The organism is Mesorhizobium tamadayense (assembly GCF_003863365.1).
GTDB classification, from domain to species: Bacteria; Pseudomonadota; Alphaproteobacteria; order Rhizobiales; family Rhizobiaceae; genus Mesorhizobium; species Mesorhizobium tamadayense.
This window is the reverse complement of sequence record NZ_RQXT01000046.1, coordinates 1-24545: the sequence shown is the minus strand read 5'-3', so window position 1 is coordinate 24545 and position 24545 is coordinate 1. Positions and strand designations below refer to the sequence as shown.

The window sequence follows — 24545 nt, the reverse complement described above, 5'->3', positions numbered from 1 at the left end:
GTCAAACATCCGGAACGATAAGGTCGGCAACCGCGCCGACAACGTGCAATTCAGCGCCAGTCAGCGCTTGCAATTCGTCGAGTGAAATGGACGACAGTTTTTCACGAAGCACGAAGTGCGCGTCCACGATATCGATCAATGCGAGGCTGGTGTAGATGCGTGTCACGCACTGGACGCCGGTGAGCGGCAGAGTGCATCGCTTGACGAGTTTGGCCTTACCGTCCTTCGTGATGTGGTCTGTAATCACTGCTACCCGTTTGGCGCCGTGGACCAGGTCCATGGCCCCACCGACGGCGGGGACGCCATTTGGCCCGGTCGACCAATTTGCTAGATCGCCATTTTCAGCCACTTCGTAGGCACCGAGGATGGCGACATCCAGATGACCGCCACGAACCATTGCGAAGCTGTCGGCATGATGGAAGAAGGCGGTCCCTGGGTTCAGTGTCACGGCTTTCTTACCAGCATTGATTAAGTCCCAGTCCTCTTGTCCGGCTGCAGGAGCTTCGCCGAAACCCAGGATTCCGTTCTCGGTATGAAAGATCGCTTGTCGTCCGGGCGGCTGGAAGCGAGCGACGAGCTCAGGGAGCCCTATGCCGAGGTTCACGTATGCGCCATCAGCTATGTCCTGGGCAGCGCGCCACGCAATCTGAGTGGGGTTCAATTTGTTCATTGGACAACCTCCGGGTAGACGGCATTTGCCCGGTTAAGCGTCTCTTCTTGCGCCGGCTCCGCGACCTCCACGAGGCCTTGCACAAAGATGCCGGGAGTCACGACGGTCTCCGGATCGATATCTCCCGGACGAACAATGCTGGACACCTGAACTATCGTCGTCTGGGCCGCCATACACATCAGTGGATTAAAATTGCGCGCGGCTTTGTTGAAGGTGAGGTTGCCAAACGTGTCGCCAAGATGCGCTTTTACCAATGCGAAATCGGCCTTCAGCCAACGCTCCCTGATATAGGGGCGGCCCTCAAACTCCTCGACCGGCTTGCCCTTCGCAAGGTCCGTTCCGTATCCCGTCGGCGTATAGAATGCGGGGATGCCGGCACCTCCCGCACGAATGCGTTCCGCGAGTGTCCCTTGCGGAACGAGTTCGAGTTCGATCTTGCCAGCCAAATAGAGGTCCGTGAAAACGCGCGGATCGGCCGACCTCGGGAACGAGCAGATCAGTTTAGAAACCATTCCCTGCTCGATTAGGGCCGCCAGCCCAACATGGCCGTTGCCAGCGTTGTTGTTCACAACCGTCAAGTTCGTCGGATGACGGGTTTGCACGAAACGGTCGATCAAGGCGTGGATCAGCTCGATTGGTGCCCCGGACCCTCCGAAGCCGCCGATCATCACCGTCATGCCGTCGTCAATACCACTCACCGCTTCGCGAAGAGTCGCGATAGTCTTGTCCATACCAACTCCTCTTGGACCGGCCTTACTCCCGCGAAGGCGAGGAAGTATCCGCCCACAATTTTCAAGCCTGTGGTGGTTCTCCGGCATAAGCCCGGGCGATCAGTTCCCTGATTGGCTCGCGCTCCAGGGCACGGGGATTCCAATACGGATTTGCGAGCGCACGGTCTGTTGCGATGTCGATCCCGCTTTGCGGCATACCGATGTCCGAAAGAGCACGTTTGGCCCCAATCTGTCCGGCGAGGTCATAGAGCGCCATCGCGGGATCGGCCTTCAGGACGGCCCGCAAATTGTCGATCACTGTCGGAATGGCAGGAGCGTTGTAGGCTAGCGCATGCGGCAACACGATCGTGTGGGTCTCCGCATGTGGCAGGTCAAAGGTGCCTCCCAGAGTGTGGCAGAGCTTGTGATGCAGCGCCATTCCAACTGAGCCGAGACATATGCCACAGAGCCAGGCGCCATAGAGCGCTTTCCACCGCGCCTCCGGATCCTGCGGCCGTAGAGCGATGACCGGCAAAGAGTCGGCAAGAGCACCAATCGCTTCTTTCGCCATCAAGCTGACTACAGGGTTGCTTTCCCGCGCATAAAGAGCCTCAACCGCGTGAGCGATCGCGTTCATCCCGCTTGTTCCGGACATAGCGGCGGGAAGTGTCATCGTGAGTTCCACGTCATAGATGACAACCTCGGGCAGAACCTTCGGGCTCGTCTGAGTAATCTTCGCGCCGTCCTTGGTTTCACCCAGGATCGGCGTCATCTCCGAGCCGGCATAGGTTGTTGGGGCTACGATCTGCGGTAAGTCGGTCCGCAGCGCGATTGCTTTGGCGAGCCCCGTTGTTGAACCGCCTCCAACTGCAACCAGCCCGTCGACATTGAGCTCGGCCACCACGCGCATCGCGTCTTCCGTTACCGAAACAGGCGTATGCATTGTCGCCTTTGCATAGACGCCAGCCGCCCGCTCCCCGATTGACTTGGCAAGGCGAAAGGCATCGGCCTCCTGCGGCGGCGTCGCTAGCACGAGGACACGTTGCAAACCCATCCGTTCGACCTCTTCCGGCAGCGTCGAGATCGTCCCGGAGCCGAAGATCACTCGGGCGGGTTGGCCGTTATAGACGAAGGTCTTCATTGTCGTTCCTTTCGCGTCAGAGGCGATTGTCCACACGCATCAGGAATGGATGGATGTTCACGTTCTGCCAGACATTGGCGGAGGCGAATGGATCTGCAGCGTTGAAGGCCTTTACCTCCTCGATTGTGTTGGCCGAGAAAACGAAAAGTGACCCGATCATGGTCACACCGTCCTCCGCGACCAGCGGTCCAGAGATCACGGTCGCAATGGAACCGCTTGCAAGGTAGGCCTTGTGCGCGTCGTAATTTGCGAGACGCCGCGGAAGTGCATCTGCACGGTCAAGGCAATGAACGACAAAAAGCAACGCGTATCTCCCGATTTTCGATCGGCCCTATGGCGCCGTGTAGCCGCCATCAATGACGAGCTCGGCGCCAGTCATGAAGCTGGATTCGTCACTGGCCAGGAACAACGCGCCGTAGGCGATTTCTTCCGGTCTCCCGAGCCGCTTCATGGGAGTGATATTGACGATGGCCGCCGTGATGCTCGAATCCTGGGCGTCGATCATCGGCGTGCTGATAATCCCTGGGTGGATAGAATTGACGCGAATACCGTCGCCCACATAGGTCAGGGCAGCGTTCTTACTCATATACCTGACAGCGGCCTTGGATGCGGTATAGGCGGACACGCCTGCCGCTCCGGCTATTCCCCAGATCGACGACGTGTTGACAATTGACCCGCCGCCATTTGTCTTCATGTGGGGAATGACGACTTTCATTCCGTAGAATGGGCCAGTCTGATTGATGGCAATGACTTTGTTCCAGTCGTCAATCGCGATCTCTGCGATCCCATCGTAGGACAGAACCGTCCCCGCATTGTTGAACAGGATATCGATCCTGCCGTCCTCACCGATGATGGCTTCCACGACGGCGGTCCAATTCTCAAAATCCGTGACGTCGAGCTTATGGCGAACCACGTTCTTGCTGGTGAGCTCGTCATCGAAGCTGAGATCGCATGCGTGGACCTTCGCGCCTTCCCTCTCAAACAGCTCCACGGTAGCCTTGCCTATACCTCGTGCTCCGCCGGTTATGAGTGCCACCTTATCCCTCAGACGCATCGTCTTTTCTCCCGTATCGTGCCGTTGGCCGTTTCAATTTGCCTTGTCGGCTCCGCTTATTTTGCTGATGAAGAGCGCAATGAGGATGATCCCGCCTGTCGTGGCATTGATCCAATACGCGGGGACTTGGGACAGGACCAACACGTCCTGGATCAGAACTAGCAGAAGCACCCCTCCACACGCGCCAGCGATGGTGCCGCGCCCACCGTTCAAACTTACTCCGCCCAAAACGGCAGCTGCGAACGCATTGAAGATCAGGTTCTGTCCGAGAGACGACGGGATTGACGCAATTCGTCCTGCCTGCAGCAACCCTGCCAGCGCTGCGAGCATGCCGGCTACCACGAATACGCCCATCAGAATCCGCTCCACCGGGATACCCGCGACGCGAGCTGCCTGGGGGTTGCCGCCAACTGCGTAGAGCATCCTGCCAATCCTGTGGCGGGACGTGAAGACAGTGAGAATGACCAGCAAGCCGAGTGCGACCAAAAAGGAGACTGGCGCCCCCAGAACAGTCGCTTCTCCAGGATAGGTCAGAAGCGAAGGCAAATCAGAAAGGGTCTCGCCACGTGTCAACCCGAGGCTTATGCCGCGCAACAGGATCAAAGTGGCCAAGGTGGCGATGAACGCGTTGAATTTGAGATAGACCACCAAAATGCCATTGAATGCACCGATCAGTGCGCCCGTCAGGAAGATCGCGACAAGCGCCAAGAACGGGGAGTCTGCGAGGTTCAAGCCGCTACCGCCTGCGTCGAGAAGGCAATAGACTCCGACCATCGGCGCTAGTCCAAAAGTGGATTCAAGCGACAGGTCGAACTTGCCGGCGATGAGAACCACGGTCAGGCCCATAGTGAGAATTCCAAGCTCGCTGGCCTGCTGCACCACTCCGTAGAAATTGTCGTAAGAAAGGAAGGCCGAATTCAGCGCGGCGCCGACGATCATGACGACGACCAGGACCGGTAGGATAGCCCACTCCGGTTGGAGCAGATCGCTCAGAACCCGTTTTGGCGCCACCGCGCCTGCGGTGATTGGGCTGTGGGTCATGATAACTCCGGAGATAGATGGAATCCTTCCATCGCGGACACGAGTTCTTCCTCGCTCATCCCGCTTTTTTCGATAACTTTCCTCCCGCGAACCCAGACTTGGACACGATCGCAGAATGCAAGTTCCTCAGGTTCATCGCTGACGAGGATGACGCCCAATCCATCCCGACGGCGTCGTTCGACAATGTCGAGGATTGTCGCCTTCGAGGCGATATCGACGCCGGCGGTTGGGTGAAGGAGGACAAGGACGGATGGGTTGCTGCTGAGAGCTGAGCCCAGCAACACCTTTTGCTGATTACCACCACTCAATTCTCCGACGCCTTGCTTCACCGAATGACAGACAATTCCGAGATCTGCGCGATTGTCTTCCGAAAATTTTCTGCGAGCCCGCCGGTCGATAAGAACGCGTTTCGAAAATGCCTTGAGGGACGGTAGAGTGATGTTGTCCTCAATGGACATTGACCCCACGAGACCGGTTTTGATGCGATCCTCTGGCAAAAGCGCCATGCCCCGCTCGACCGCTGTCCTGGGATTCCAAGGCTTGGGCACGCTTTTGCCGTTCAGCACTATCTCGCCCGACCACTTCGAAATGTGTCCCGCTAGTGCGAGCGCCATATGGCGAGAACCTGAGCCAGAATGTCCGGCGAATCCGACGACCTCTCCGGCGCGGAGGGAGAAATCCAGTGCATCCTGGCAAGCGTCCAGTTTAACTCGCGCCTTGAGAACAACCGGCGTTTCGGGGGCCAGCGCCGGCCGCGCTACGTGTTCGCTGGCGGTTAGAGCGATGCCTGTCGCCTCATCACCTACCATGGCAGACACGATCTGCGCGGTAGAGAGCTTTTGCGCGTCTCCATGCAGAACATCGCGACCGTTACGGAGTACAGTCACGGCGTCACACACTCGCGGCACCTCATCCAAGTGATGCGAGATAAAAAGGAAGGTCACTCCTCGCTCTCGCAGCTCATTGACCCGCGATATCAATTGATCGATCTCGCTTGCGATAAGCTGAGCAGTCGGTTCATCGAGGATAACGAACCGCGACCCTTGGTTGAGGGCGCGCGCTATCTCCACCATTTGCGCTTCCCCGACACCGAGGTCTCTGACCTGAGTAGTGGGAAGGATGGGAATGTTCCAACTCTCCAGGGCCGCTGCGGCTTCCTGGTTCAAAGCGCGCCAGGAAATCATCCGTTTGCCTTGGTATTGCCCAAGGTAGAGGTTTTCGGCGACGCTGAGGTCGGGAACGAGAGTTCGATGCTGATAGACGCAGGCAACCGCCTCACGCCACGCGTTTCGATCGCTCAGCGCCGGCGGCGCTGAGCCGTTCAGCAGGAAGGTCCCGGAATCGATCGCCCTCAAGCCCGTGAGGATTGACACGAGCGTAGATTTCCCGGCGCCATTGCGGCCGATGAGGCCATGCGACTCGCCCCGTCTAATCTCGATGGACAACCCATTGAGAGCGGTGGTCCCGCCGAAGCGTTTGACGGCGCCGTCGATCTTGACGATCTGCTCGGACATCGCCAACGCCTTCGAATATTCGGGGCGAGCGGCCATGACTACTTCGCGTTTCCCCAGAGGGTTTTGTCGTCGACATTCGCCTTGGTGATAATCGGCGATGGCAGTTCGTCGACGAAATACGCGCCGTCCTTCACCACCGTGCTGCTGTGATCGGTTGGGCCTTCTTTCATCGACTCTCCGTCGAGTGCAGCATTGAGATAGTCGACGCCGTGCTTGGCGTAGTCCACAACAGGCTGAGAAATGGTGGCGTCCAGGAAGCCCTCGCGGATTGCCTTCAGGGCACCCGAGCCACCGTCGATCGCGACCATGGCGATGTGACCCGATTGGCCAGCCGGAACGAGGCGGCTACGGGACTTCAATGCCGAAGAGACCGGATCATAGTAGAGAGTGTCCGTCGCCAGATAGATGCCGGCGACGTCAGGATTGCCGCTCATGACGGTGAGCGCAACGTTCGCGCTTGTCGGACCGTCCCAGTTGGCGGTCTGTTCAATGATTTTTGCGTCTGAGTCTTTTTTGAAGGCCTTGTCGAAGCCGTCCTTGCGATTGCGGCCGTTGGTGGTTGTCAACGCGCCGGTGATTTGCAGGACCGTGCCCTTCTTGTCGCCCATGGCAGCGGTAAGAGCTTCTGCTGCGCGAGCTCCCATCTCGAGATTGTCGGCACGCACAACTGCGTAGACCTCGCCGGCGGCAGGCTTGTCGTCGACGATGACCACCGGAACCTTGCGGCTCTTTGCGTAGTCGAGCGCTGGCTTGATAGCCGCGCGATCCACGACGCCGGCAAGGATCACGTTTGCGCCAGCACTGATCAGGTTGCGGAAATCCGTCACCTGCTGGCTCGCGTCCCTGTTTGCGTTCGTCGTTTGCACGACCTCTCCGCCGACCGCTTTGGCCTCATCGGTGGCTGCGTTCACCAGAACGGTGAAAAACGGAGTGTTCAGCGTAGGCATCGAGAGACCGAGCTTCATTTTCTCGGCCGCATAACCTTGCGACGCAAACGCGGCCGCTGAGACGAAGACCGTCGTGGCGAGCATTGATTTGAGTAGCTTATTCACAATCTACCTCCCTTGATGGCTCTCGATTCATGCCATTCCCACCGGACGGGATAAAGGCGAGCCATAGGGAAACAGTCTTGCATCCGACGCAAAAAGCCTTGAAGCGGCTGATTGTGTCTCGGGGCTACGTGGCCGGATTTAGCGCGGGTTCTTCGGGCGCGGGTTCTTCGGGGACACCAAAGGCGCGACCTTATTGCGGTGGCTGCAAAAGTGTTTCTTAAACAGCTTACTTTCTTTCGCCAAGTGGCATGATATTGACTTGGTCAGACTGGCCGGGGCGCGCGGCTGATAACTGATAGGATAGCAAAGATCGTGGCTGAAGACGTCGAACTCTTGATCTCGTATTTCGCCCTTTCAGGTGACGTTTACCCTCTTGGCTCAGTCGAGATAAGCCCGTTTCCATTCAAGGACAGGGTTGAGGCGGCAGCGCGGGCCGGCTTTAAGGGCTTCGGACTTCACTACGAGGACACGATGGCCACGCAGAGCAAGATTGGCTTTGCGGAAATGAAGCGCATCCTGAAGGCAAACGGGATGAAATATCTCGAGATCGAGTTCTTGCTGAACTGGTATCGCAACGACGAGAAGCGCAAGGAATCCGACAAATTCCGCCGCCAGCTATTCGATGTCGCCGCGGAGCTGGGTATGCGGGATATCAAGATCGGTCCCGGCTTTCATGAACAGACCGCGGATGTTCCGCTTATGGCGGCTGAGTTCGCAAAGCTCTGCCAAGAAGCCTCCGTCTATGGCGCGGATATCGTTTTGGAGATCATGCCGTGGTCGAATGTTCGCACGATCGAGACCGGCCTGGCCATTGTCAGCGAAGCCGATCAGCCGAACGGCGGCCTCCTGGTGGACATCTGGCACCTGGCACGCGGCGGAATTCCGTTCAGCGACATCCGCAAGATCCCTACTCGCTTCATCAAAGCGGTAGAGGTCGATGACGCCCTGAAAGTGCCGCCGGTTGACGACCTCTGGGAAGACACTATCCACCATCGTGAACTCTGCGGTGAGGGAGAGCTCGATGTACCGGCGTTCTTGCGAGAAATTCGAGCCGCTGGTTACAAAAGCGTGTACGGAACGGAAATCTTGTCGGCACGCCACCGCAAACTAGGGCTCGATGAAATGGCCAAGCGCGTTTTCGACAGCACCATGGCACAATTCGCGAAGCTGTAGGTCGCCACCCCGCAGGACTAAAGCTACACCACCTGCGGCACGTTGAAGGGCGTGATGACCTGGACATGGCCATGCCCGAGACCGGTGATTTCGGCAGCAATCCATGCGCGCGCATCACATGCAGGCATGCGTTTCGCATGTCCCTATCTCGCGTTCCTCCTCGCCGCGAAACCGGCTACTGCTGATGGTGACGAGGATGTGCGCGGGCCCGCCCCCGAGCCACTCGCCGAGGGGATTGGCCGCAGTCTCGCCGGCCGCTCGGTTGTCCATGCCGACATAGGCCTGCTTTCTCCATGAGAAGAGACCCAACTGGGTACGCCCAATGACTGCTTTTAGGATCGGTGAACGGTTGTCCAAGCGTCCGAATTGGGCGCATTGCTGCCGCTATGAGAATGAGGAAGGACAAGCGGTGCGCTGGAATGGCTCCAGGCTCCGTTCACTTGCTATGCCTAGGAATGTGCATATATTGTGCGTATGAGAGAGGTCGGAGATTTGTCATGACCCACGCACAGCTCGCACAATCGAAAGTGGTCTCGGGCTTTGTCGACAGCCTGCAGGAGCCGCGCACGCCCTATATCTCGCCGAAGCGCCTGTCGCAGGCGCTCGGCGTGAAGGTGGCCAACCTGGCGCAGTTGACCGGCGTCCACCGCAACACGCTCCGCAATCCCTCATCGGAGCGACTGCAGGGTCGAATGCGCGAGATGGTAAAAGTGATTTCGGCCGCGACGGAACTCACCGGCGACGTCGACAAGGCGATCTACTGGTACCGCAATGAACCGATTGCCGACTATGGCCATCGCACGGCGGCCGAACTCGTTGCGGACGGCCAGGTCGAGGTGGTCCTAGCCTTCATCCGGGATCTCGAGAATGGAGCGCGTGGGTGAGGATCACCTGCGTCGGTCCAGACAAGATCTTCCATCGCTATCTGACACCCAAATGGGCTTTCCTGCCCACAAGTGGCGCAGGCGCGGCGATCGACGGCGGGCGCTTCAATCGGCCCGGCGTCGAAGCACTTTACCTGTCCCGCGCGCCCCAGACGGCTCTTGACGAATACAAGCAGGGCGCCAGCATCGTCCCGCCGGCAACGCTTGCCGCTTACAAGATCACGCTCGCCGAGGTAGCCGACCTTTCGCAGGGATTCGACCCGGACATCTGGGACGGCGCTTGGTAGGAATGGGATTGTGCCTGGCGCCAGGTCGCTCCGCATTGACAAGAAGATCCCGCCATCGTGGAAGCTCGCGGACCTGATCATCACGGCCGGGCTTCGCGGCATCCTGTTCCCGTCGCTGCGTCACGCCGGCGGCACCAATCTGGTGATCTTTCCGGCCAATCTTGTCGACGGCGATCATGTCGCGGTTCACGATCCCGATGACCGGCTGCCGCACGACCAGTCGTCCTGGTCCTGAGTCATCGACTGTCTCTGTGGTCGCGACGCGACAACGCTCGCTCACGACACTTGGTCCTCAACGACATCGTCCTCGCCCTCCCCGCTCGCCACACCGACTGGAATATCGCCGGCCAGCAGCGTTTCCTTCGACAGCAGCCCTGCGTCCTCGAGCGCCTCGAAATCCGGCAGCTAGCGCAGCGTGTCGAGCCCGAACCGCGAGAGAAAATTTTTGGTCGTCACATAGGTGTACGGCGCGCCTGCCTGTGGGCTGCGCGGTCCGGAGGCGATCAGCTCCTGCGCGCAGCAGGCCGATCAAATCGCGCGACACTTCCTTGCCGAAGAAAGAAGAAAGCTCGCCACGGGTAATCGGCTGGAAGTAGGCAATGCACATCAAAACGAGCGCCTCCGCCTGCGACAGTTCTTTTGGCTCCTCGCCCGCTGCCGTGCCGAAGGCTGCGTGAATGGCGTCGCCAAAAACCTTTTTGGTCCGGTGCTGCCAGCCGCCGGCGACCGAGACCAGCTCATAGGGGCGGCCGGCGAGGCGCATGCTGGCGGCGGCACAGCGAAGCGCCAGCCGCTGCCGCCAGGCCCCGGCCCAGCTGGCTTGCGCGCGGGCCAGCGTGTCGAGCGAAGCCAAGGCGGCGCCGGCCTGGAAAGCGGCGTCGGCACCACTCGGCGCGCCGCCGGCGGCAAGCGCCCAAGCTGGCACGGTCGGTGGCGGGGCGGGATTGGCGGTCGCGGGATCGAGGCGAATCATGATTTCGAGGGTAAAGCCAGCGTGCGCTTTGCACCGTGATTTTCACGCCGAAACGCACAGCCTGTCGGAGCTACAAAACGAACGATAATGTTGCCTTATCGTTCGTTTTTAAATGGAGTGCCTGAAATGGCCTCTCTGGCTCGTTTCTCATCGCCGGACGGCGCTCTTTCGCCGTCAGATCGACGAGAGTTCGCGGGCATTGAGCGGACCAGGTTCGCGCCCAAGCCCCGGACGCCGCCTGGAAAGGCTCTCTCGTCGAGCAGAAGCCCAAAAATTGCGCTGATCGTCGCTGCGGGCCGTCACACAGCACGACGGCTTCTCCTGCGACGACGGTGACGATTTAGGTGCATATCTCCCCACCGACGCCTTCAACCCTGCGGGCGCAAACCCGTCACGGGCCGGTAGAAGATCACCCGCACCGACGGAACAAGCTGGCTGAGGTAATCAAAATCTCCAACATTGCCCGTCAGGACCGTCGCTCCCAAAAGGCCGGCCTGCTGAAAGATCAGCGCATCGTTGAGGAAGCGGCGTTCGTGTCCCTCCCCTTTCGGCAGATGGCTCAGCCGGAACAACAGGCCGGCCAGCATGCCGGCGCGTCCCCAGGCGGTGGCGTCGGGTGCATGCAGCCGGTGCGCCGGAATATCCTCGATCGTACCCGCAACCGCTTTCAGGACCGACTTCATCGTGGGGTGCGCCGGGTCGAGCCGGCCGAACACGTGGCTGAGCTCGGCAAGGCAGACGGCCGAGTGGTGACAGAGCCGATAGGTCAGAAGGTTATCGACCGCTTCGGGCGTGCGTCCCTGCAAGACATCCAGATAGACGCTGGTGTCGAGGAGCAATACGCCGCCGACAGGCGGCTGGTCACCTGCCCAGGACAGGGCGGAATCTGGTCGCCGTTCCAGCCCCGCGCTACGCCGCTGTGGTTTTAGGGAACGCAGTGCGCTCCCGAGGTCAAATGCCAAGATCGATGTCCGCGGAGATGCTGCCCTTGCGGCCGACGAGCCGGGCGCCAAAATCATCCTCAAGGGCCAACCGCGACAAGGCGAGCTCAAGCAGTTCGGTGTCGGAAGTCACATGGGCGCGCTTCTTTGCCGCCTCGATCAAATCCGACGGCACCCTGCCGGAAAGGCGTGTGTTTTTGGCCGCGCCAAGCAGGCCGACCGCCCTCGCCTGCTCAAGCACCAGACGGTTGCGGTTGTGGGCGATCTGCTCCTCGCTTGCGGCTGCCGCTGCGCCACGTATGGTCATTTTGGGATCTCCATCTGTTGAACGGAATATAAAGAATGTTGAACATGAAAGCAAGGAGAGACCACCCCCTAAGAGGCCATCACTGGATAGGGACCCGACGGGACGCAAATCTCGCAGCTATTCCGTCACGCAGCTCGCGGTGGACAATTCCGCGCTTTGGCAGCACCTTGGCGCCCAAGAATCGCAGTGCTCCGACATTAAAATGGACGAGGCTTGATGGGCAATGCTCGTAATTTGATGGTGTCCACCGACGCAATCGACGTCGTTCAGCTTCTCGAGCTGTGATCGGCAAACCTTCTCGATCCGCTCGATCAAGTCTGCGACTCGATCTGAGAGCCAGCTGAGGGCCTCCTGGGTGATCTCGAAGTGGCGCGAATAGCGGGCCTTCACGTAGGCCTCGTTGATGATGTCACATGCTTTGCAAGGGCGAAGGCTACCGCGGCGACTTTAGACTCGCGCCTAGGCCGCCAACGAGCCATGGCCACTTGCTGCGCAAAACCGTGCGCAGCGTTCCGTACGCCACCTCTATCGACCTAATCAATCATTTCTGCGACCGCACCGCCTGCTGCACATTGGCTATGCCCACAGCGTAACGGTCGCACACAATCCGGTCGCCACACAGCTTTCCAGGCTGCTCCGCTCGCGGCGCCGAGCCGTCAACTGACCTGAATACGGCGGGTCACCTGTCCGTTGCTCTCCCAATAGGTGTGTTTCTTGGCAATCCACGGATCGCTCATTGCCGGCTGAATGTTGCCGCTCTTATCGATCGCGCGCGAGGTGACGGTGTGCTCCCCGGCGGACGGCCTGGGCCAGTCCAGAGACCACATCTTCCAGGCAAACTCCGCCTCTTCGGTGCCGTCCACGGTCGCCGGCATCTGGGGTCAATTTTGCACGCCGATTCACACCTTGCTCAGCCTCACGCCGGTGCCGCCGCCATTTTCCGGGATGAACTCGACGCCGGCCAATTCGGCGGGTAGAACAGAGGACTGCAAATAAGTGCGCTGGCGGCCTTTGCCTTGCCTGACCATGCTCGTGCGCTGACACTGGATAGGCTCGATGCACCGGCAGCGATGAGGGCGCGCCGAGCTCCTCTTGCCGGCTGAGCTTCGGCGGCGTAGGACGCACAGCGGCCAGCCGAAACGCAGGCTCAGCGCGCACTCAAGCGACGCGCGGAGGCCGGCCCAGGGCCGCGCATATAGTAGAGCTCTGGTCGATAGCGCGGTGCAACGAATTCGCGAAAGCTTGATGCCAACCGAGTGATCAAAGCCCAACGTTCCATGACCCAATTCTTCCCTTTCAGGAATGCGATATGCGACCACATCCACAGTCTCGCGGCCATCGAGGCGCTCCCTATGACCTTGTGACGGCAGGCGGACATGGTGGCAAAGTCCGCGACGCCGACGTCGTTGCGTTTTCGGGTGATGGGCCGCTTGAACAGAAGATCGAACCGGATTGGGTCGCAGTCAGAAATCCCCATGCGGTCTCTGACGACAAGAGAGCTATTCCGAGGGCCGTGGCCAAGAACACTGCGGGAAGGCCGAACAGAAGCTTACGCGACATCATTGTCCCAACCTCACACGCCGGTGTCGATGTGGAACAGGGTCTTTGCGCCCGGCGTGTCTGAAGCAAAGGGAGCAAGGACCGTGCCACGCGTGCCCGCGCACATTTCCTCCTGAACTAATCTTAGCCGGAGCACACGAACGTCCCGTAATGGGTCAACACGCCTTGGCACGCGATTGCATGATCAGCAATGCCGGGTGTTGGGACCGGCATTGGGGTGCTGGGAGCCTCGCCAGCAGGGCGCCGGGCCTGACCGGCAAGGCTCAGTGGCCGCACCGGCTATGGAAGTCCCATACCTTTGAGTTTCCGGTAAAATTTCTATACCTTTGGCAACAGATTGATGCTTTCCGCGTCTCTACCCTGCCATTCGATACTTGTGGTCGCTGTGAACATAATTGACGTAGCGAACATTCGAATTTTCCGACACGCGATTGGCTCACACATTCGAACCCAAAGGACGCTAGTGGTGAAAATCCAACGCTTGGTACCCACGGCTGGCTTTATGCCTGCCTTGATGACTGTCTTGATGACTGGCATCAGGGTCGTCCCACTCCATGCGCCTGCGCTCCTCGCAAATCAGGCGGCAAATCTCGCCAGTGTATAGCCCTCAGGCAAGATGGGGGGCTCGTGACGCTCACGATCCTCCGCCGAAATGGCGAATTCGATCAGCGTCAATACTGTCAGGAGGAGATGGGTTCGCTATGCCTACGGGAACGGTAAAATGGTTCAATTCGCAAAAGGGCTTTGGTTGCATTCAACCTGATCAGGGCGGAACCGATGTATTCGTGCATGCTTCCGCTGTCGAGCGCGCCGGCCTGCGGGGTCTCGACGACGGTCAGAAGGTCAGCTACGAACTGGTGCAGGACAATCGGTCAGGTAAATCATCGGCCGATGAGCTTCGGACCCTCTGATCGGAGGTCTGACACAATTTGACAGGCCTCTGCACCCGGTGCGCGGATTGCCAGCGGCGCAAGAACGAGTAACTCCGCCCTGCATTGCGTCAGATGCCAAATCCTATGCGAACAAGCCCACTGCTCGATCGTAAAAATGGTCGAGAGCGCAGCGCCTGGCGGCAATCCGGGCGGCTTCAAGCAATTCCTCGTGACCCGAGGCGCCGCCCTTATAGGCTGCGATCACTACGCGCGCGATCATTTCAGAGTCTTCTTTGTCAAGCTCCGCTTCGCCGGACCGCAAAATTTCCCGAACCACACCTCTCAAGAGATCCAGTTCAATGGCTGAAAAGACGCCACTATGGGGCGCAAATGTGCACTCCACCGCCATCTGAATTCCTCCCGACGTCACGATATCAAACATGCGAGAGATTACAACTAAAGTATAAGATCGAGCGCTTCGGACTACGTTCGGCACCCGAACACCGCCTGCAACATTGCTATCGGGCATTTGCCCGAAGCGCCGCGAAATGCTTTTCTTCGGTGAGCAAACAGAAGTGGGGCCATGTCATTGCCGAAGCGTCAGCGCACAACGATCGACGTCGAGGAGAAGGACGGTCGCTGGTATATTAAAGTGAGCGTCGACGGTCGTGATAGGCGCCCGCTTGGCCCCTTCAAATCACGTGAAGATGCACGGATGATAGCGAACCAGCAGCGAGATCGGTTGAGGGACGAAGGCAAATATTAACGCTTGAGGCAGTGGGCGGGTCTGCTGTTGTCGAACGCAATACCTTTTCGAGAGCCCTCATGGCGAAGAAGATGGGCGGGACCCCACCAAACCCGGCGGAATGGCGGTTCATGAATGCCATGAACCGGTGCGGCCATATCGATTCATGAAATGCGTTGGACGCCGCCTCCGGGAGGAGCGATTCTTCGTCCATGATAAATATCCCGGCCGGGTAGTGGTCTTACAACTTCGTCCGTATCCATCAGAAGCTGCGCGTCACGCCTGCAATGGCCGCTGGCGTCACCGACAAGTTCTGGGAGGTTTCCGACATCGTTGCGCCCATTGAGGCAAAAGAAGCCGAGAAGCCAATGGTGCGCGGCCCCTACAAGAAAGCATGCTCGCGCATCAGGCGGCGGATCTTCTTGTGATTGATGATCATGCCTTTTTGCCGAAGCGCGGCACGGACACGGCGCCAGCCATAGTGCTCGAACCTGGCTGCGATCGCTTCGACGATCGCGGTGCCGTCGGCCGTCTTCTGCGGGCGGTCGTAGTAGGTCGAACGCGCGATCCCCATCAGCCGGCATCCTTCGGCGACGAAGAGACCTCGGGACCGGTGATCGCGGATGAACATCTTCTCGCAGCCCGAAGAAAGCCGTTCGGCTACTAGGTGTCGCAATATCGACAGTTTCCAGGGCCGTGCGGATCTTCCGATAGCAATCCGTCTCGCCCCCCGGCTTCCTCCTTGATTGGTGAGAACCTCAGACCGGGCTCACCGCGCCCTTGGTGTTGACCACGAGATACTCCGCCCGTCGGGCGAACAAACCAGGCACGACGGCGTGAACCTCGGCGATCAACTCGCGCATGTCGGCGGTTAGCAGATTCCCGCCGTCGACCACGATCTTTCCGTCCACCATCGTCATGTCGACGTCGCCGCCACGCACCGCATGGACGAGGTTGTGGTGCAGGTTGAAATCACGCCGGCTCATCAGCGGCGTCATGCGCGGCGTGTCCGTGCGAACAGCGATGATGTCCGCCTTCTTGCCGACCTCCAACGAGCCGATGTCATGCTCCAGGCCGATGCTGCGCGCCCCCGTGATCGTGCCCATGCGCAGCACGTCCCAGGCGTCGAGCGCCGCCGCATCCAGCTTGTTCAGCTTGGCGAGCAACGAAGCGCACTTCATGTCGTCGAACATGTCGAGATTGTTGTTCTCCTTCTCGCCGTCAGTGCCGATGCCGACCGCGACGCCGGCAGCCAGGAGCTTTTCGACGGGTGCAATGCCGCTCGCCAACTTCATGTTGCTGACGGGATTGTGGGCGACCCCTACGCCATGCTCAGCGATGATCTGAATTTCGCTGTCGTCGAGCCAGACGCAATGAGCGAGCAATACCTTCTTCGGCTCGAACAGACCGAAGCGTCGAAGCGCTTCGACGGGCCTCAACCCGTAACGGCGGTTCATTTCACGCAGTTCGATCTCGGCTTCATTGCTGTGCGTGTGGAAGCCCGTATCGAACTTCCTGGCGAGATCGATCACGCGGGCATACTTGTCCTCGGTCGCGTAGAAGGCGTGCTCAAGGCCGACCCAGACGTGGATCCGATCATCGCATTTGCCGTGCCATTCTTCCAGCAGCCGCTCGTTCGTCTCCAGCGTCTCGAAGTAGTTGTAGTCGGGGTGTTCGCCGACGTAAGGCACGAGCACTGAACGGTTGCCGATTGCCGCCGCGGCGCGCGCGCTGCCGTCCATATAGCGCCACATATCGACGATCGTCGTGGTGCCTGACAGCACAGCCTCGGCATAACACAGCCACGACGCGGCTTCCGCCTCGCGCGGCTTCAACACCCGGTGCATCGGGTCGATGAACATCCTCAACCAGTCCCAGACGGGCAGGCCCTCGGCAGTCCCGCGCAGAATCCCTGAGTGGCAGTGCGCGTTGATGAGGCCCGGCATCAGGAGCCGGTTCTTCAGTCGCCGAACCTCGACATCTGGACTTGCCGTTTCGAGTGATGCCCTTTCACCAATTGCGGCGATCCTGTTGCCGCGAACAAGGACAGCTCCATCGGAGATGACCCGATTTTCGCTGTCCATGGTGATGACGGTGTCGGCGGTGAGGAGAAGCTCTTTTGTCATGGCGGGAAGGCTATACGGCCGACCGTTGATGACAAGCGCATAGATTCGGGCATAGTGTTCGCAAAAGCAGGACAGTCGTTCGACACGGGATGCAGCCTGATGCCTTTGATCACGCAGGCGGCCAGGGTGCTTGAAATGGTGGCACGCTATGGCTCGATCCGACGCGCCGCAGAACGCGTCAACTCGGCTCCGTCGGCCGTCAACCGACAGATATTGAACCTCGAGACTGAACTTGGCACCGCGCTTTTCGAGCGGCTGCCCCGCGGCATGCGCCTGACCGAAGCCGGAAAGATCATCGTCGAGCAGGTCAGAGCGTGGCAGCTGGAGAACCAGCGCATTCTGGCTTCGGTTGGAAACCTGAACGGGCGTAGCGGAGGTCACATCAAAATTGGCCTGATGGAGTGCCTGGCTGCGGAGTTCTTGCCCCACGCCTTCGGTAGTCTGCAGCTTCGTCATCCCGGCGCGTCACTGCACGCAACAGTCGGCGGGACCGCCGAGGTCGCCCGTCAGCTGATGGCCAGCGAAGTCGACCTCGCCGTCACCTTCAATGCGCCTCGCGACGCGGGCCTCAAGATCATGCATGAGACGCGCTTTGAAATGGGTGCCGTCATGCGACCGGACCATCCTCTCGTGGGCCGGCAGGAGGTGCGCATTGACGATCTCTTCGATTACCCTTTCATCATAGCCGACAATTCACTCACGATCGGACCAGTCGTGGACGAAATGCTGGAGCGGTCGCGAAAGCCTCCGATCAGGACAGTGACGACCAATTCGGTGACGATGTTGAAGACGCTGGTCGCACAGGGTACGGGTATCAGCATACTTACCACCGCCGACGTTTTCAGCGAGGTTCGCTCCGGCAGCCTCTGTTTCAGGCCGCTGGCAGGTGGGCGCATGTTCGAGTTGCTGTCTGTTGCGGCGCGAGACGTCAAGGCACTTAATCCTGCGACCCGCGACTTCGCGCATATCATCAGCTCGACGCTGGAAAGTCTCAGTCAGCCCGAGCCGTGACGTCGCAACTCGCCTCTTTCCAGACTTTCTCCCTGGGAAACAGGAAGGGCGGGGTTGGGTCAAAGGCGTGCGGCCGATAAGGCGGGGTAAGCTTGGCTATGTGCACGTGGCCGACGGTTCCGATTATCGGCGTTGCCGTCAACTTAGGGGGCGGACCCGCGTTCCGGCCAACATCTCTCGCGCCCCTTTCAGGGCCTGCGCTTCCGCCTCTGCCCGGGTGGCGCCTTCACCGCGCGCGAGGCGTGTTCCGGGGCTGATATTGTCTACCTCGCAGCGATATCTGTTTCCCAGCTTGTACGAAATCACCCCAATCTCCCAGCCACCGAGGCGTTCGTTCCGTCGCTGATAGCCCTCAGTGCGCAGCCAAGTCCTCTCTTCATAGTAGGCCGCTTTCTCAACCAGGCCCGCCTGTGACCAATGGTGGGCGAGAATCTCGGGATGCATCTCCACCGTCTCCGGGAACCGATCCTCCAGCACTTTTGCAATCCTCGCGTGAAGCTCCTGACGTCGGCTCCGCAGCAAGGTCGCGTACGCCGCATCCTGGATCAAGGCATGCTTGAAAGTGTAAGTCGCGCTCGGCGGTATACCGCGACAGAACACCAATTCGGAATGGACAAGGCGCTCCACTGCCTCTTGTAACGTGCCTTCTGGCAGAGGGACTAGGGCGGCTAACAGCTCGTATGAAAACTCGCGGCCGATCGCTGCGCCAATCTGCGCGACCTCTCGGGTGGGCGCCAACCGATCGAGTCGCGCCGTCAACGAGGCATGCAACGTCGTTGGGATCGCCATCGGCGGCACCGGACCAGTTAGAACGTACCGGCCACCCGCATCCCTCAGCAGGCCGCTTTCCAGGATGGTCTTTGTTAGTTCCTCGACGAACAATGGCACGCCATCTGCGTGGGCGGTGATCTGATCAAGGATCACCGACGGCAGCTCCTTGTTGCCGGTAAGGTGGTTCACCAATTCGGTCCCGTGTCGGCGGTCCAGACGGTTGAGCGCCAATGTCGTCACGTGGGCGTCGCCGGTCCATGGCGACTGGAATTCTGGGCGGAACGTGATCATAAGCAACACCGGCAAGGAAGGAACCCGCTCCACCGTCAGCTCGAGCAGTTCCAACGAAATCGGATCGATCCAATGCACGTCCTCAAAGACCATTAGCACTGGTCGAACCGCTGCTAGCCCAGCGAGCTGTTCGAGGAGCGCTTCCAACGTTCTCTCTTTGCGCCTCTGCGGATTTAGGTCCAGCGGCGGGTAGCGATCTCCACCGATCGATAGCAGATCCGCCAACAGCGCGGTGGTCTGCCTCACGTCCTTTGTTGATAGGGCGAGCATCGCCCTGAGCTTGTCGAGCCTGCGTTCGGCGTTATCGTCTCGCTCAAATCCGGCCGCGTGTTCCAATTGGCTGACGATGGGATGAAGCGGTGTGTCCCTGTGATGAGGGGAGCAGAAATAGCGCAGCCTAATATGCGGTTCGCCGCTCAGCCGCTCCTTTATTGCCTGGGTCACGCTCGACTTCCCGATACCCGGCTCGCCGGACAGCAGGACGACCCGGCCTTCGCCGCCCTTGGCCTGCTGCCAACGGCGCATCAGCAGATCGAGTTCTTCGTCGCGGCCGATCAGCGGCGCGCTAGCACTGGAGGCGCGAAGCGCTTCGAAGCGGCTCTCGATGTCGCTCAGGCCGACTACCTGCCACGCCCGTACCGGGGCGGCAAAGCCTTTGAGCGTCACGGCGCCGAGGTCGCGATACTCGAACAGCCCAGCCGTCAGGCGCTGGGTGTCGGCGGCGATAACGACCGTGTTCGGGGCCGCCAAACCCTGCATCCGCGCTGCGAGGTTTGGTGTTTCGCCGACCACCGCTGTTTCCTGCGCCGCGCCACTTCCGATGAGATCGCCGACTACCACCAGACCCGTCGCGATGCCGACGCGCATTTGCAGCTTGAGGTCGCCGAGGGGCGGAAGCGCGATGGTGTCGATGGTTTCCACAAGGGCAAGGCCGGCGCGGACCGCGCGCTCGGCGTCGTCCTCATGGGCGTGCGGGTAGCCAAAGTAGATAAGGACGCCGTCACCCATATATTTGGCGACAAAGCCTTCGAAGCGGGCGACAACCCTGGCGCAGCCATCATGGTAGGCGCGCATCACATCCCGCATGTCTTCCGGGTCGAGCCGCGCCGAGAGCGCCGTCGAATTGACGAGATCGCAGAACATCACCGTGAGTTGCCGGCGCTCGGCGGACGCTCCGGCCGACACTATATGCGGAGTCGGAACTATCGGCGTGGCGGCAGTCAGGTCGCGGTCACTCGCCGTCAGCCTCTTGCCACACGCCGGACAGAACTTTGCACCTGACCGAACGGACGCACCACAGGACGGGCACCGGCCCGGAAGAGCCGCCCCGCATACGTCGCAAAACTTGCTCTCCTCCGGAATGTCGGCCCGGCAGCTCGGACATTCCATGCACCGCTCCCTGATCCGGCGAGGATCATTTGCTTCTTAGTGTAGCACGATAATCCTTGACCGTGCATCAGCGGCCTTCCGAAGATTTGACTTGCCGCGACCCAAACAACTCCTAGGGATTTGATCCGATGAGGGCCAGAGCCTGACTACGGTGCTGCCACAAAATTGAAGCCGCGCCCAAATCGAGCACAGCCAACAACGGGATTCCTGCGCAAAATGTCAGCGCGCCGGGTATACCCGCGTTCGCGCCAACATCTCTCTTGCCTTGTTGAGCGCCTTGGCTTCCGCCTCGTCACGGGTGGCCCCTTCGCCGCGTGCAAGTCGTGCTCCCTCGCCAATGGTCTCCACCTCGCAGCAGTACCGACCGCCGAGCTTGTACGAGGCGATGCCAATGTCCCAGCCATCGAGGCGCTCTCGCCGGCGCCGATAGTCCTCGGCGCGCAGGATCCTTTCGCTTTGCATGGCGCTTTCCTCCTTCGAGGATCACACGGCGGCACGCTCGATTGGTGCCCGGACTAGGTTGCCCCATTCGGTCCACGAGCCGTCGTAGTTCCTCACGTCGGGGTAGCCCAGGAGGTACTTGAGCACGAACCAAGTGTGGCTTGAGCGCTCGCCAATACGGCAGTAGGCGATCGCCGGACGATCTGGGGTGACTCCTTCGCCCTCGTAGAGAGCACGAAGTTCGTCCACCGACTTGAAGGTGCCGTCCTCGTTGCAGACCTTGCCCCAGGGGATGTTTCGTGCACCCGGGACGTGTCCGCCCCTCTGGCACGTCTCTGGCAGGCCCGGCGGCGCCATGATCCGCCCTGTGAACTCGTCGGGGCTGCGCACGTCCACCAGCGCGGCGTTCCGTTGCGTCGAGGCTGCTTGAGCATCGTCAAGGAAGGCCCGGATCGACAAATCAGGCTCGCCGTGCATGGTGTAACTGGCACGGGCGATTTGCGGCACGTCCATGGTTAGCTCGCGCCCTTCCTCAAGCCATTTTCGGCGTCCGCCGTTCATCAGGCGAACGTCCCCGTGGTCATATATCTTCATCTGCCACAGCGCCCAGGCGGCGAACCAGTTGTTGTTGTCGCCGTAAAGGATCACGGTCGTATCATTCGCAATACCCGCCTCTTCCATCAGGCGACGGAAGTCACCGGGCGGGACAATATCGCGCTGCAGCGTGTCGCAGAGCTGTGTCGTCCAATTCCAGGCGATCGCACCCGGAATGTGCCCTTGCTCGTAACCATCCGTATCAACGTCAACTTCGACAAGACGCACGTTCGGATCGCCCCGGTGCGCAACCACCCAGGCGGTGTCAACCAGTAATTCGGGATGAGCGTACGGGCTCATGATAGTCCTCCCCTTTCGTTTCCACGGACGTCGGCCTCCGTGCGGCGGGTGCAGGCTTGGTCGATCACAGCGGCGAATGGACCGCCCACGCGCTCCCGCCCTTGCATCAGCGCGTCCACGAGCGCTTCCATCGGGGACGGTTCCTCGGCACCATCGGCCGCCGCGGGCGTGGCTGCGTCGAGGAGCAGCAGCCCACCTAATCTTTGATTGAGAAGGTTGCAGCATCTGGCACGGAGCGAAACTATTCCGCGAGAAGCTGGTAGCAGAGGAGATTAACACTCCAGCATAGGGGGCTGCGATGCATCTCCGCACAAGGTACCTATTGAATCGCGCTTTGCGGCTTTTGTCCAGCGATTAATGAAGGGCGGCCGTTGTCAAGGGATCTTGGACGCATGCCGCTGGGCGGTGCCTAATGCTCGGGACGGCAGGCGTCCGAGACCCCCCAACTCGGCGGCGCGGCAGGTTGGACCTGCTTTCCTAGCCGGGCGACGGCAATGATCGATGTGCGCTGCCGGCTTCAGGCCGGCCATAAGGCGCAAGCCAGGTCGGCCGCTGATGCGGCTGGAGCTTTAGCTCAGAATTCAATCCGCTTGGCGCAACGAGGACTGCGGTGGGTGGTTTCCGCCGCAGGGTCTCGCGATCGGAAACGAGCAGCGCAGCTCCCGTCATAGGTCGTGGATGCGGCGAAGTCGCTATCCCCTGCCGGATCTACAGCCCTGACCCTTGATGGATATGGACTTCGCGGCTCGTTGCCCGCTCGTCCGACCAGGGATGCCTCATATCCGGTTTCTGTTCGTCAGGTCGCGGTTTTGCTCCACGCTTCCTTCAGACACCACCTCGCGATGATGCCGGCGCCCGAAACTCTTCACGAAAACGGACCGTCCGTTTTTCCGCAAGCAGAGTCGAAAAGCAGCCTTTTCCTGGAGGGCTAATGCTTCAGTATCTGGCTGAGGAACAACTTCGTTCGATCATGGCGCGGGTTGCCGAAAAACGCGTCGGGCGTGCCCTCCTCGACGATCTGCCCGGCGTCCATGAAGATGACGCGGTCGGCGACCGCGCGGGCAAAGCCCATCTCATGCGTCACGCACACCATGGTCATGCCGTCGCGGGCCAGCCCGGTCATCGTCTCCAGCACCTCCGAGACCATTTCCGGGTCGAGGGCTGAGGTCGGTTCGTCGAACAACATGACAGCGGGTTTCATGCACAGGCTCCGGGCGATCGCCACGCGCTGCTGCTGGCCGCCGGAAAGCTGGACGGGGAACTTGTTCGCCTGCTCGGGAATGCGGACCCGCTCCAGGAACTGGAGGGCGGTCTTGCGCGCCTCGGCGGCCGAAACACCCTTGACCCACATCGGTCCGGCCATGCAGTTCATCAGCACCGTCATATGTGGAAACAGGTTGAAGTGCTGGAAGACCATGCCGACGTTGGCGCGTACGGCGGCGACGTTGCTCATCTTGCCATGTAGGGCAACGCCGTTGACGACGATATCGCCGGACTGGTGCGCCTCGAGGCGGTTGAAGCAGCGGATCAGTGTCGACTTGCCCGAGCCGGATGGGCCGCAGATCACGATGCGTTCGCCCTTGCGCACCGTCAGGTTGATGTCCTTCAGCGCGTGGAACTGGCCGTACCATTTGGATACGGCCTTGGCTTCAATGATGGCCTGGGTGCTCATCGCACCTTGCTCCTGGCGTAGTGCCGTTCGATGCGGGACTGGATCAGTTCGAGGCAGATCGACAGCATCCAATAGATCATGGCTGCCGAGATCAGCATCTCCATGTGCTGGAAGGTCTTCTGGCCGAGCGTGCGCGCCAGGAACATTAGCTCCCAAACGCCGATGACGGAGACCAGCGAGGAATCCTTCAGCATGGAGATGAACTGGTTGCCGGTCGGCGGAATGATGACCGGCAATGCCTGCGGCAGGATGATGCGGCGCATGGTCAAAGCGAAGCCGAAACCCATGGAGCGCGAAGCCTCCCACTGACCGCGATCGATGCTCTGGATGCCGGATCGGAAGATCTCCGTCATGTAGGCGCCGTAGCAGAGCGACAGCGCCAGGATGCCAGCGGGCACTGCGTTGATGACGAAGCCGAGTTGCGGCAGCCCGAGATAGATCAGATAGACCTGCATCAGCAGCGGCAGGCCGCGAAAGAAGGAAGTGTAGAAGCTGGCGATCGCGTAGGCGAAGCCATTGTTGGAGAGCTTGGCGACCGCGCCCGCCACCGCGATGACCGAAGCGATGACGATGGAAATCGCCGAGACATAAAGCGTGGTGACGACGCCCTGGCTGATCAGGAACGGCAGTTTCTCGCGGATGAAAGGCAGGCTGAGATGAAATGTCTCGAAGAAGGCGACGAACAGGAGCAGCAGCTCCAGCCATACGATGCCAATCTGCAGCCGCAGCGGCGCGAAGCCGATCAGCACGACGTTCAGCGTGAAGATCACCGCTATGGCGAAGCCAATGGCAAAGCGGCCGTAGAGGCCGCTCGTCGACGGCTCGCCGATCACCGGCCGCATGAGTTCGGCGAAGCCGGTGCTCGACATGTTGAACGCCATGAAGACCAGCAGGACGACGCCGAACATGGTCGCCACGAACCAGGGCTTATGAACGAGGATTTCGGCCTCGACGGTATCTTGATAGAGCATCTTTATGCACCGGCGGTTCGGCGGCCTGCTGGTGGCAGGCCGCCGTTGAAGGGGA

Annotated in this window: 26 protein-coding genes and 4 pseudogenes; 7 read left to right on the top strand and 23 right to left on the bottom strand. The window is 60.2% G+C overall.

Going from position 1 to position 24545, the window contains the following annotated elements; all coding sequences use genetic code 11:
- Window position 1: 1 nt before the first annotated feature.
- The 8 genes from EH240_RS28190 to EH240_RS28155 form a co-directional block, all read right to left on the bottom strand.
- Window positions 2–670: a 3-oxoacid CoA-transferase subunit B gene (locus EH240_RS28190; protein WP_125004719.1), complete on the bottom strand. Its 669-nt coding sequence runs from the start codon at window positions 668–670 to the stop codon at window positions 2–4.
- On the bottom strand, window positions 667–1401 hold the full coding sequence (locus EH240_RS28185) for a 3-oxoacid CoA-transferase subunit A (RefSeq protein WP_125004717.1): 735 nt from the start codon (window positions 1399–1401) through the stop codon (window positions 667–669). The genes EH240_RS28190 and EH240_RS28185 overlap by 4 nt, the downstream gene beginning before the upstream one ends.
- Before the next feature lie 61 nt (window positions 1402–1462).
- The gene (locus tag EH240_RS28180) at window positions 1463–2521 is read right to left on the bottom strand and encodes a maleylacetate reductase (protein ID WP_125004715.1); all 1059 of its coding nucleotides are present in this window, start codon (window positions 2519–2521) and stop codon (window positions 1463–1465) included.
- A 16-nt stretch (window positions 2522–2537) separates the two neighbouring features.
- Window positions 2538–2825, bottom strand: a complete 288-nt coding sequence (locus EH240_RS28175; RefSeq protein ID WP_125004714.1) for a YciI family protein — start codon at window positions 2823–2825, stop codon at window positions 2538–2540.
- Window positions 2826–2852: 27 nt separating this feature from the next.
- Window positions 2853–3575 (bottom strand): SDR family NAD(P)-dependent oxidoreductase, encoded by a 723-nt coding sequence (locus EH240_RS28170; RefSeq protein WP_125004712.1) that lies wholly within the window; start codon window positions 3573–3575, stop codon window positions 2853–2855.
- A 33-nt stretch (window positions 3576–3608) separates the two neighbouring features.
- Window positions 3609–4616: an ABC transporter permease gene (locus tag EH240_RS28165; protein ID WP_125004710.1), complete on the bottom strand. Its 1008-nt coding sequence runs from the start codon at window positions 4614–4616 to the stop codon at window positions 3609–3611.
- Window positions 4613–6166: a sugar ABC transporter ATP-binding protein gene (locus EH240_RS28160; protein WP_125004708.1), complete on the bottom strand. Its 1554-nt coding sequence runs from the start codon at window positions 6164–6166 to the stop codon at window positions 4613–4615. The genes EH240_RS28165 and EH240_RS28160 overlap by 4 nt, the downstream gene beginning before the upstream one ends.
- A gap of 2 nt (window positions 6167–6168) precedes the next feature.
- Complete coding sequence (locus EH240_RS28155) at window positions 6169–7182, bottom strand: sugar ABC transporter substrate-binding protein (RefSeq protein WP_125004706.1); 1014 nt, start codon at window positions 7180–7182, stop codon at window positions 6169–6171.
- A gap of 312 nt (window positions 7183–7494) precedes the next feature.
- On the opposite strand from EH240_RS28155, the gene EH240_RS28150 reads away from it, so the two are divergent.
- Entirely contained in the window at window positions 7495–8355 is an 861-nt protein-coding gene (locus EH240_RS28150) for a sugar phosphate isomerase/epimerase family protein (RefSeq protein WP_206075340.1), read from the top strand.
- Window positions 8356–8496: 141 nt separating this feature from the next.
- Here the strand turns inward: EH240_RS28150 and EH240_RS39270 are convergent.
- A pseudogene (locus tag EH240_RS39270) lies at window positions 8497–8637 on the bottom strand (LacI family transcriptional regulator); the annotation flags it as partial.
- 215 nt (window positions 8638–8852) lie between these two features.
- Between EH240_RS39270 and EH240_RS28140 the strand changes: the two are divergent.
- Genes EH240_RS28140 through EH240_RS39730 form a run of 3 tightly spaced genes read left to right on the top strand, consistent with a single transcriptional unit; the run spans window position 8853 to window position 9761 of the window.
- On the top strand, window positions 8853–9239 hold the full coding sequence (locus tag EH240_RS28140) for a hypothetical protein (RefSeq protein ID WP_125004702.1): 387 nt from the start codon (window positions 8853–8855) through the stop codon (window positions 9237–9239).
- Window positions 9236–9526, top strand: a complete 291-nt coding sequence (locus EH240_RS39735; RefSeq protein ID WP_281035167.1) for an RES family NAD+ phosphorylase — start codon at window positions 9236–9238, stop codon at window positions 9524–9526. The genes EH240_RS28140 and EH240_RS39735 overlap by 4 nt, the downstream gene beginning before the upstream one ends.
- Before the next feature lie 10 nt (window positions 9527–9536).
- Window positions 9537–9761 carry an RES family NAD+ phosphorylase gene (locus tag EH240_RS39730; protein ID WP_281035166.1) on the top strand — a complete coding sequence of 75 codons (225 nt, stop codon included), beginning with the start codon at window positions 9537–9539 and terminating at the stop codon, window positions 9759–9761.
- Window positions 9762–9802: 41 nt separating this feature from the next.
- On the opposite strand, the pseudogene scpB reads toward EH240_RS39730, so the two are convergent.
- The 6 genes and pseudogenes from scpB to EH240_RS28110 form a co-directional block, all read right to left on the bottom strand.
- Window positions 9803–10283: pseudogene (scpB, locus tag EH240_RS28130) on the bottom strand (SMC-Scp complex subunit ScpB); the annotation flags it as partial.
- 39 nt (window positions 10284–10322) lie between these two features.
- Window positions 10323–10499, bottom strand: a pseudogene (locus EH240_RS38570) (DUF1403 family protein); the annotation flags it as partial.
- A gap of 368 nt (window positions 10500–10867) precedes the next feature.
- Window positions 10868–11461 (bottom strand): type II toxin-antitoxin system VapC family toxin, encoded by a 594-nt coding sequence (locus EH240_RS28125; RefSeq protein ID WP_125004700.1) that lies wholly within the window; start codon window positions 11459–11461, stop codon window positions 10868–10870.
- Window positions 11451–11747 carry a hypothetical protein gene (locus tag EH240_RS28120; RefSeq protein WP_125004698.1) on the bottom strand — a complete coding sequence of 99 codons (297 nt, stop codon included), beginning with the start codon at window positions 11745–11747 and terminating at the stop codon, window positions 11451–11453. The genes EH240_RS28125 and EH240_RS28120 overlap by 11 nt, the downstream gene beginning before the upstream one ends.
- Window positions 11748–12403: 656 nt before the next feature.
- Complete coding sequence (locus EH240_RS28115) at window positions 12404–12622, bottom strand: molybdopterin-binding protein (RefSeq protein WP_245436434.1); 219 nt, start codon at window positions 12620–12622, stop codon at window positions 12404–12406.
- 272 nt (window positions 12623–12894) lie between these two features.
- The gene (locus EH240_RS28110; protein WP_125004696.1) at window positions 12895–13224 is read right to left on the bottom strand and encodes a hypothetical protein; all 330 of its coding nucleotides are present in this window, start codon (window positions 13222–13224) and stop codon (window positions 12895–12897) included.
- A 784-nt stretch (window positions 13225–14008) separates the two neighbouring features.
- Here EH240_RS28110 and EH240_RS28105 point away from each other — a divergent pair.
- A complete protein-coding gene (locus EH240_RS28105; protein ID WP_125004694.1) occupies window positions 14009–14218 on the top strand; it encodes a cold-shock protein in 210 nt (69 codons plus the stop codon).
- Between the two features lie 103 nt (window positions 14219–14321).
- Here the strand turns inward: EH240_RS28105 and EH240_RS28100 are convergent, their stop codons facing one another.
- Window positions 14322–14621 carry a hypothetical protein gene (locus EH240_RS28100; protein WP_125004692.1) on the bottom strand — a complete coding sequence of 100 codons (300 nt, stop codon included), beginning with the start codon at window positions 14619–14621 and terminating at the stop codon, window positions 14322–14324.
- Between the two features lie 545 nt (window positions 14622–15166).
- Between EH240_RS28100 and EH240_RS40190 the strand changes: the two are divergent.
- A pseudogene (locus EH240_RS40190) lies at window positions 15167–15352 on the top strand (hypothetical protein); the annotation flags it as partial.
- Here EH240_RS40190 and EH240_RS28090 read toward each other — a convergent pair.
- A complete protein-coding gene (locus EH240_RS28090; RefSeq protein WP_125004690.1) occupies window positions 15307–15498 on the bottom strand; it encodes an IS3 family transposase in 192 nt (63 codons plus the stop codon). The pseudogene EH240_RS40190 and the gene EH240_RS28090 overlap by 46 nt on opposite strands.
- Window positions 15499–15682: 184 nt before the next feature.
- Window positions 15683–17050, bottom strand: a complete 1368-nt coding sequence (locus tag EH240_RS28085) for an amidohydrolase family protein (protein WP_125004688.1) — start codon at window positions 17048–17050, stop codon at window positions 15683–15685.
- Between the two features lie 99 nt (window positions 17051–17149).
- Between EH240_RS28085 and EH240_RS28080 the strand changes: the two genes are divergently transcribed.
- Entirely contained in the window at window positions 17150–18061 is a 912-nt protein-coding gene (locus EH240_RS28080; RefSeq protein ID WP_125004686.1) for a LysR family transcriptional regulator, read from the top strand.
- Window positions 18062–18199: 138 nt separating this feature from the next.
- Here the strand turns inward: EH240_RS28080 and EH240_RS28075 are convergent, their stop codons facing one another.
- The 5 genes from EH240_RS28075 to EH240_RS28055 all read right to left on the bottom strand — a co-directional run bounded on the left by EH240_RS28075 (window position 18200) and on the right by EH240_RS28055 (window position 24490).
- A complete protein-coding gene (locus tag EH240_RS28075; RefSeq protein WP_125004684.1) occupies window positions 18200–20512 on the bottom strand; it encodes an adenylate/guanylate cyclase domain-containing protein in 2313 nt (770 codons plus the stop codon).
- 219 nt (window positions 20513–20731) lie between these two features.
- Window positions 20732–20974, bottom strand: a complete 243-nt coding sequence (locus EH240_RS28070) for a hypothetical protein (RefSeq protein ID WP_206075339.1) — start codon at window positions 20972–20974, stop codon at window positions 20732–20734.
- Window positions 20975–20995: 21 nt separating this feature from the next.
- On the bottom strand, window positions 20996–21847 hold the full coding sequence (locus tag EH240_RS28065) for a sulfurtransferase (RefSeq protein ID WP_125004682.1): 852 nt from the start codon (window positions 21845–21847) through the stop codon (window positions 20996–20998).
- A 928-nt stretch (window positions 21848–22775) separates the two neighbouring features.
- Complete coding sequence (locus EH240_RS28060) at window positions 22776–23519, bottom strand: amino acid ABC transporter ATP-binding protein (protein ID WP_125004681.1); 744 nt, start codon at window positions 23517–23519, stop codon at window positions 22776–22778.
- Window positions 23516–24490, bottom strand: coding sequence for an amino acid ABC transporter permease (locus EH240_RS28055; RefSeq protein ID WP_125004679.1), 975 nt, complete (start codon window positions 24488–24490; stop codon window positions 23516–23518). The genes EH240_RS28060 and EH240_RS28055 overlap by 4 nt, the downstream gene beginning before the upstream one ends.
- Window positions 24491–24545: the final 55 nt, after the last annotated feature.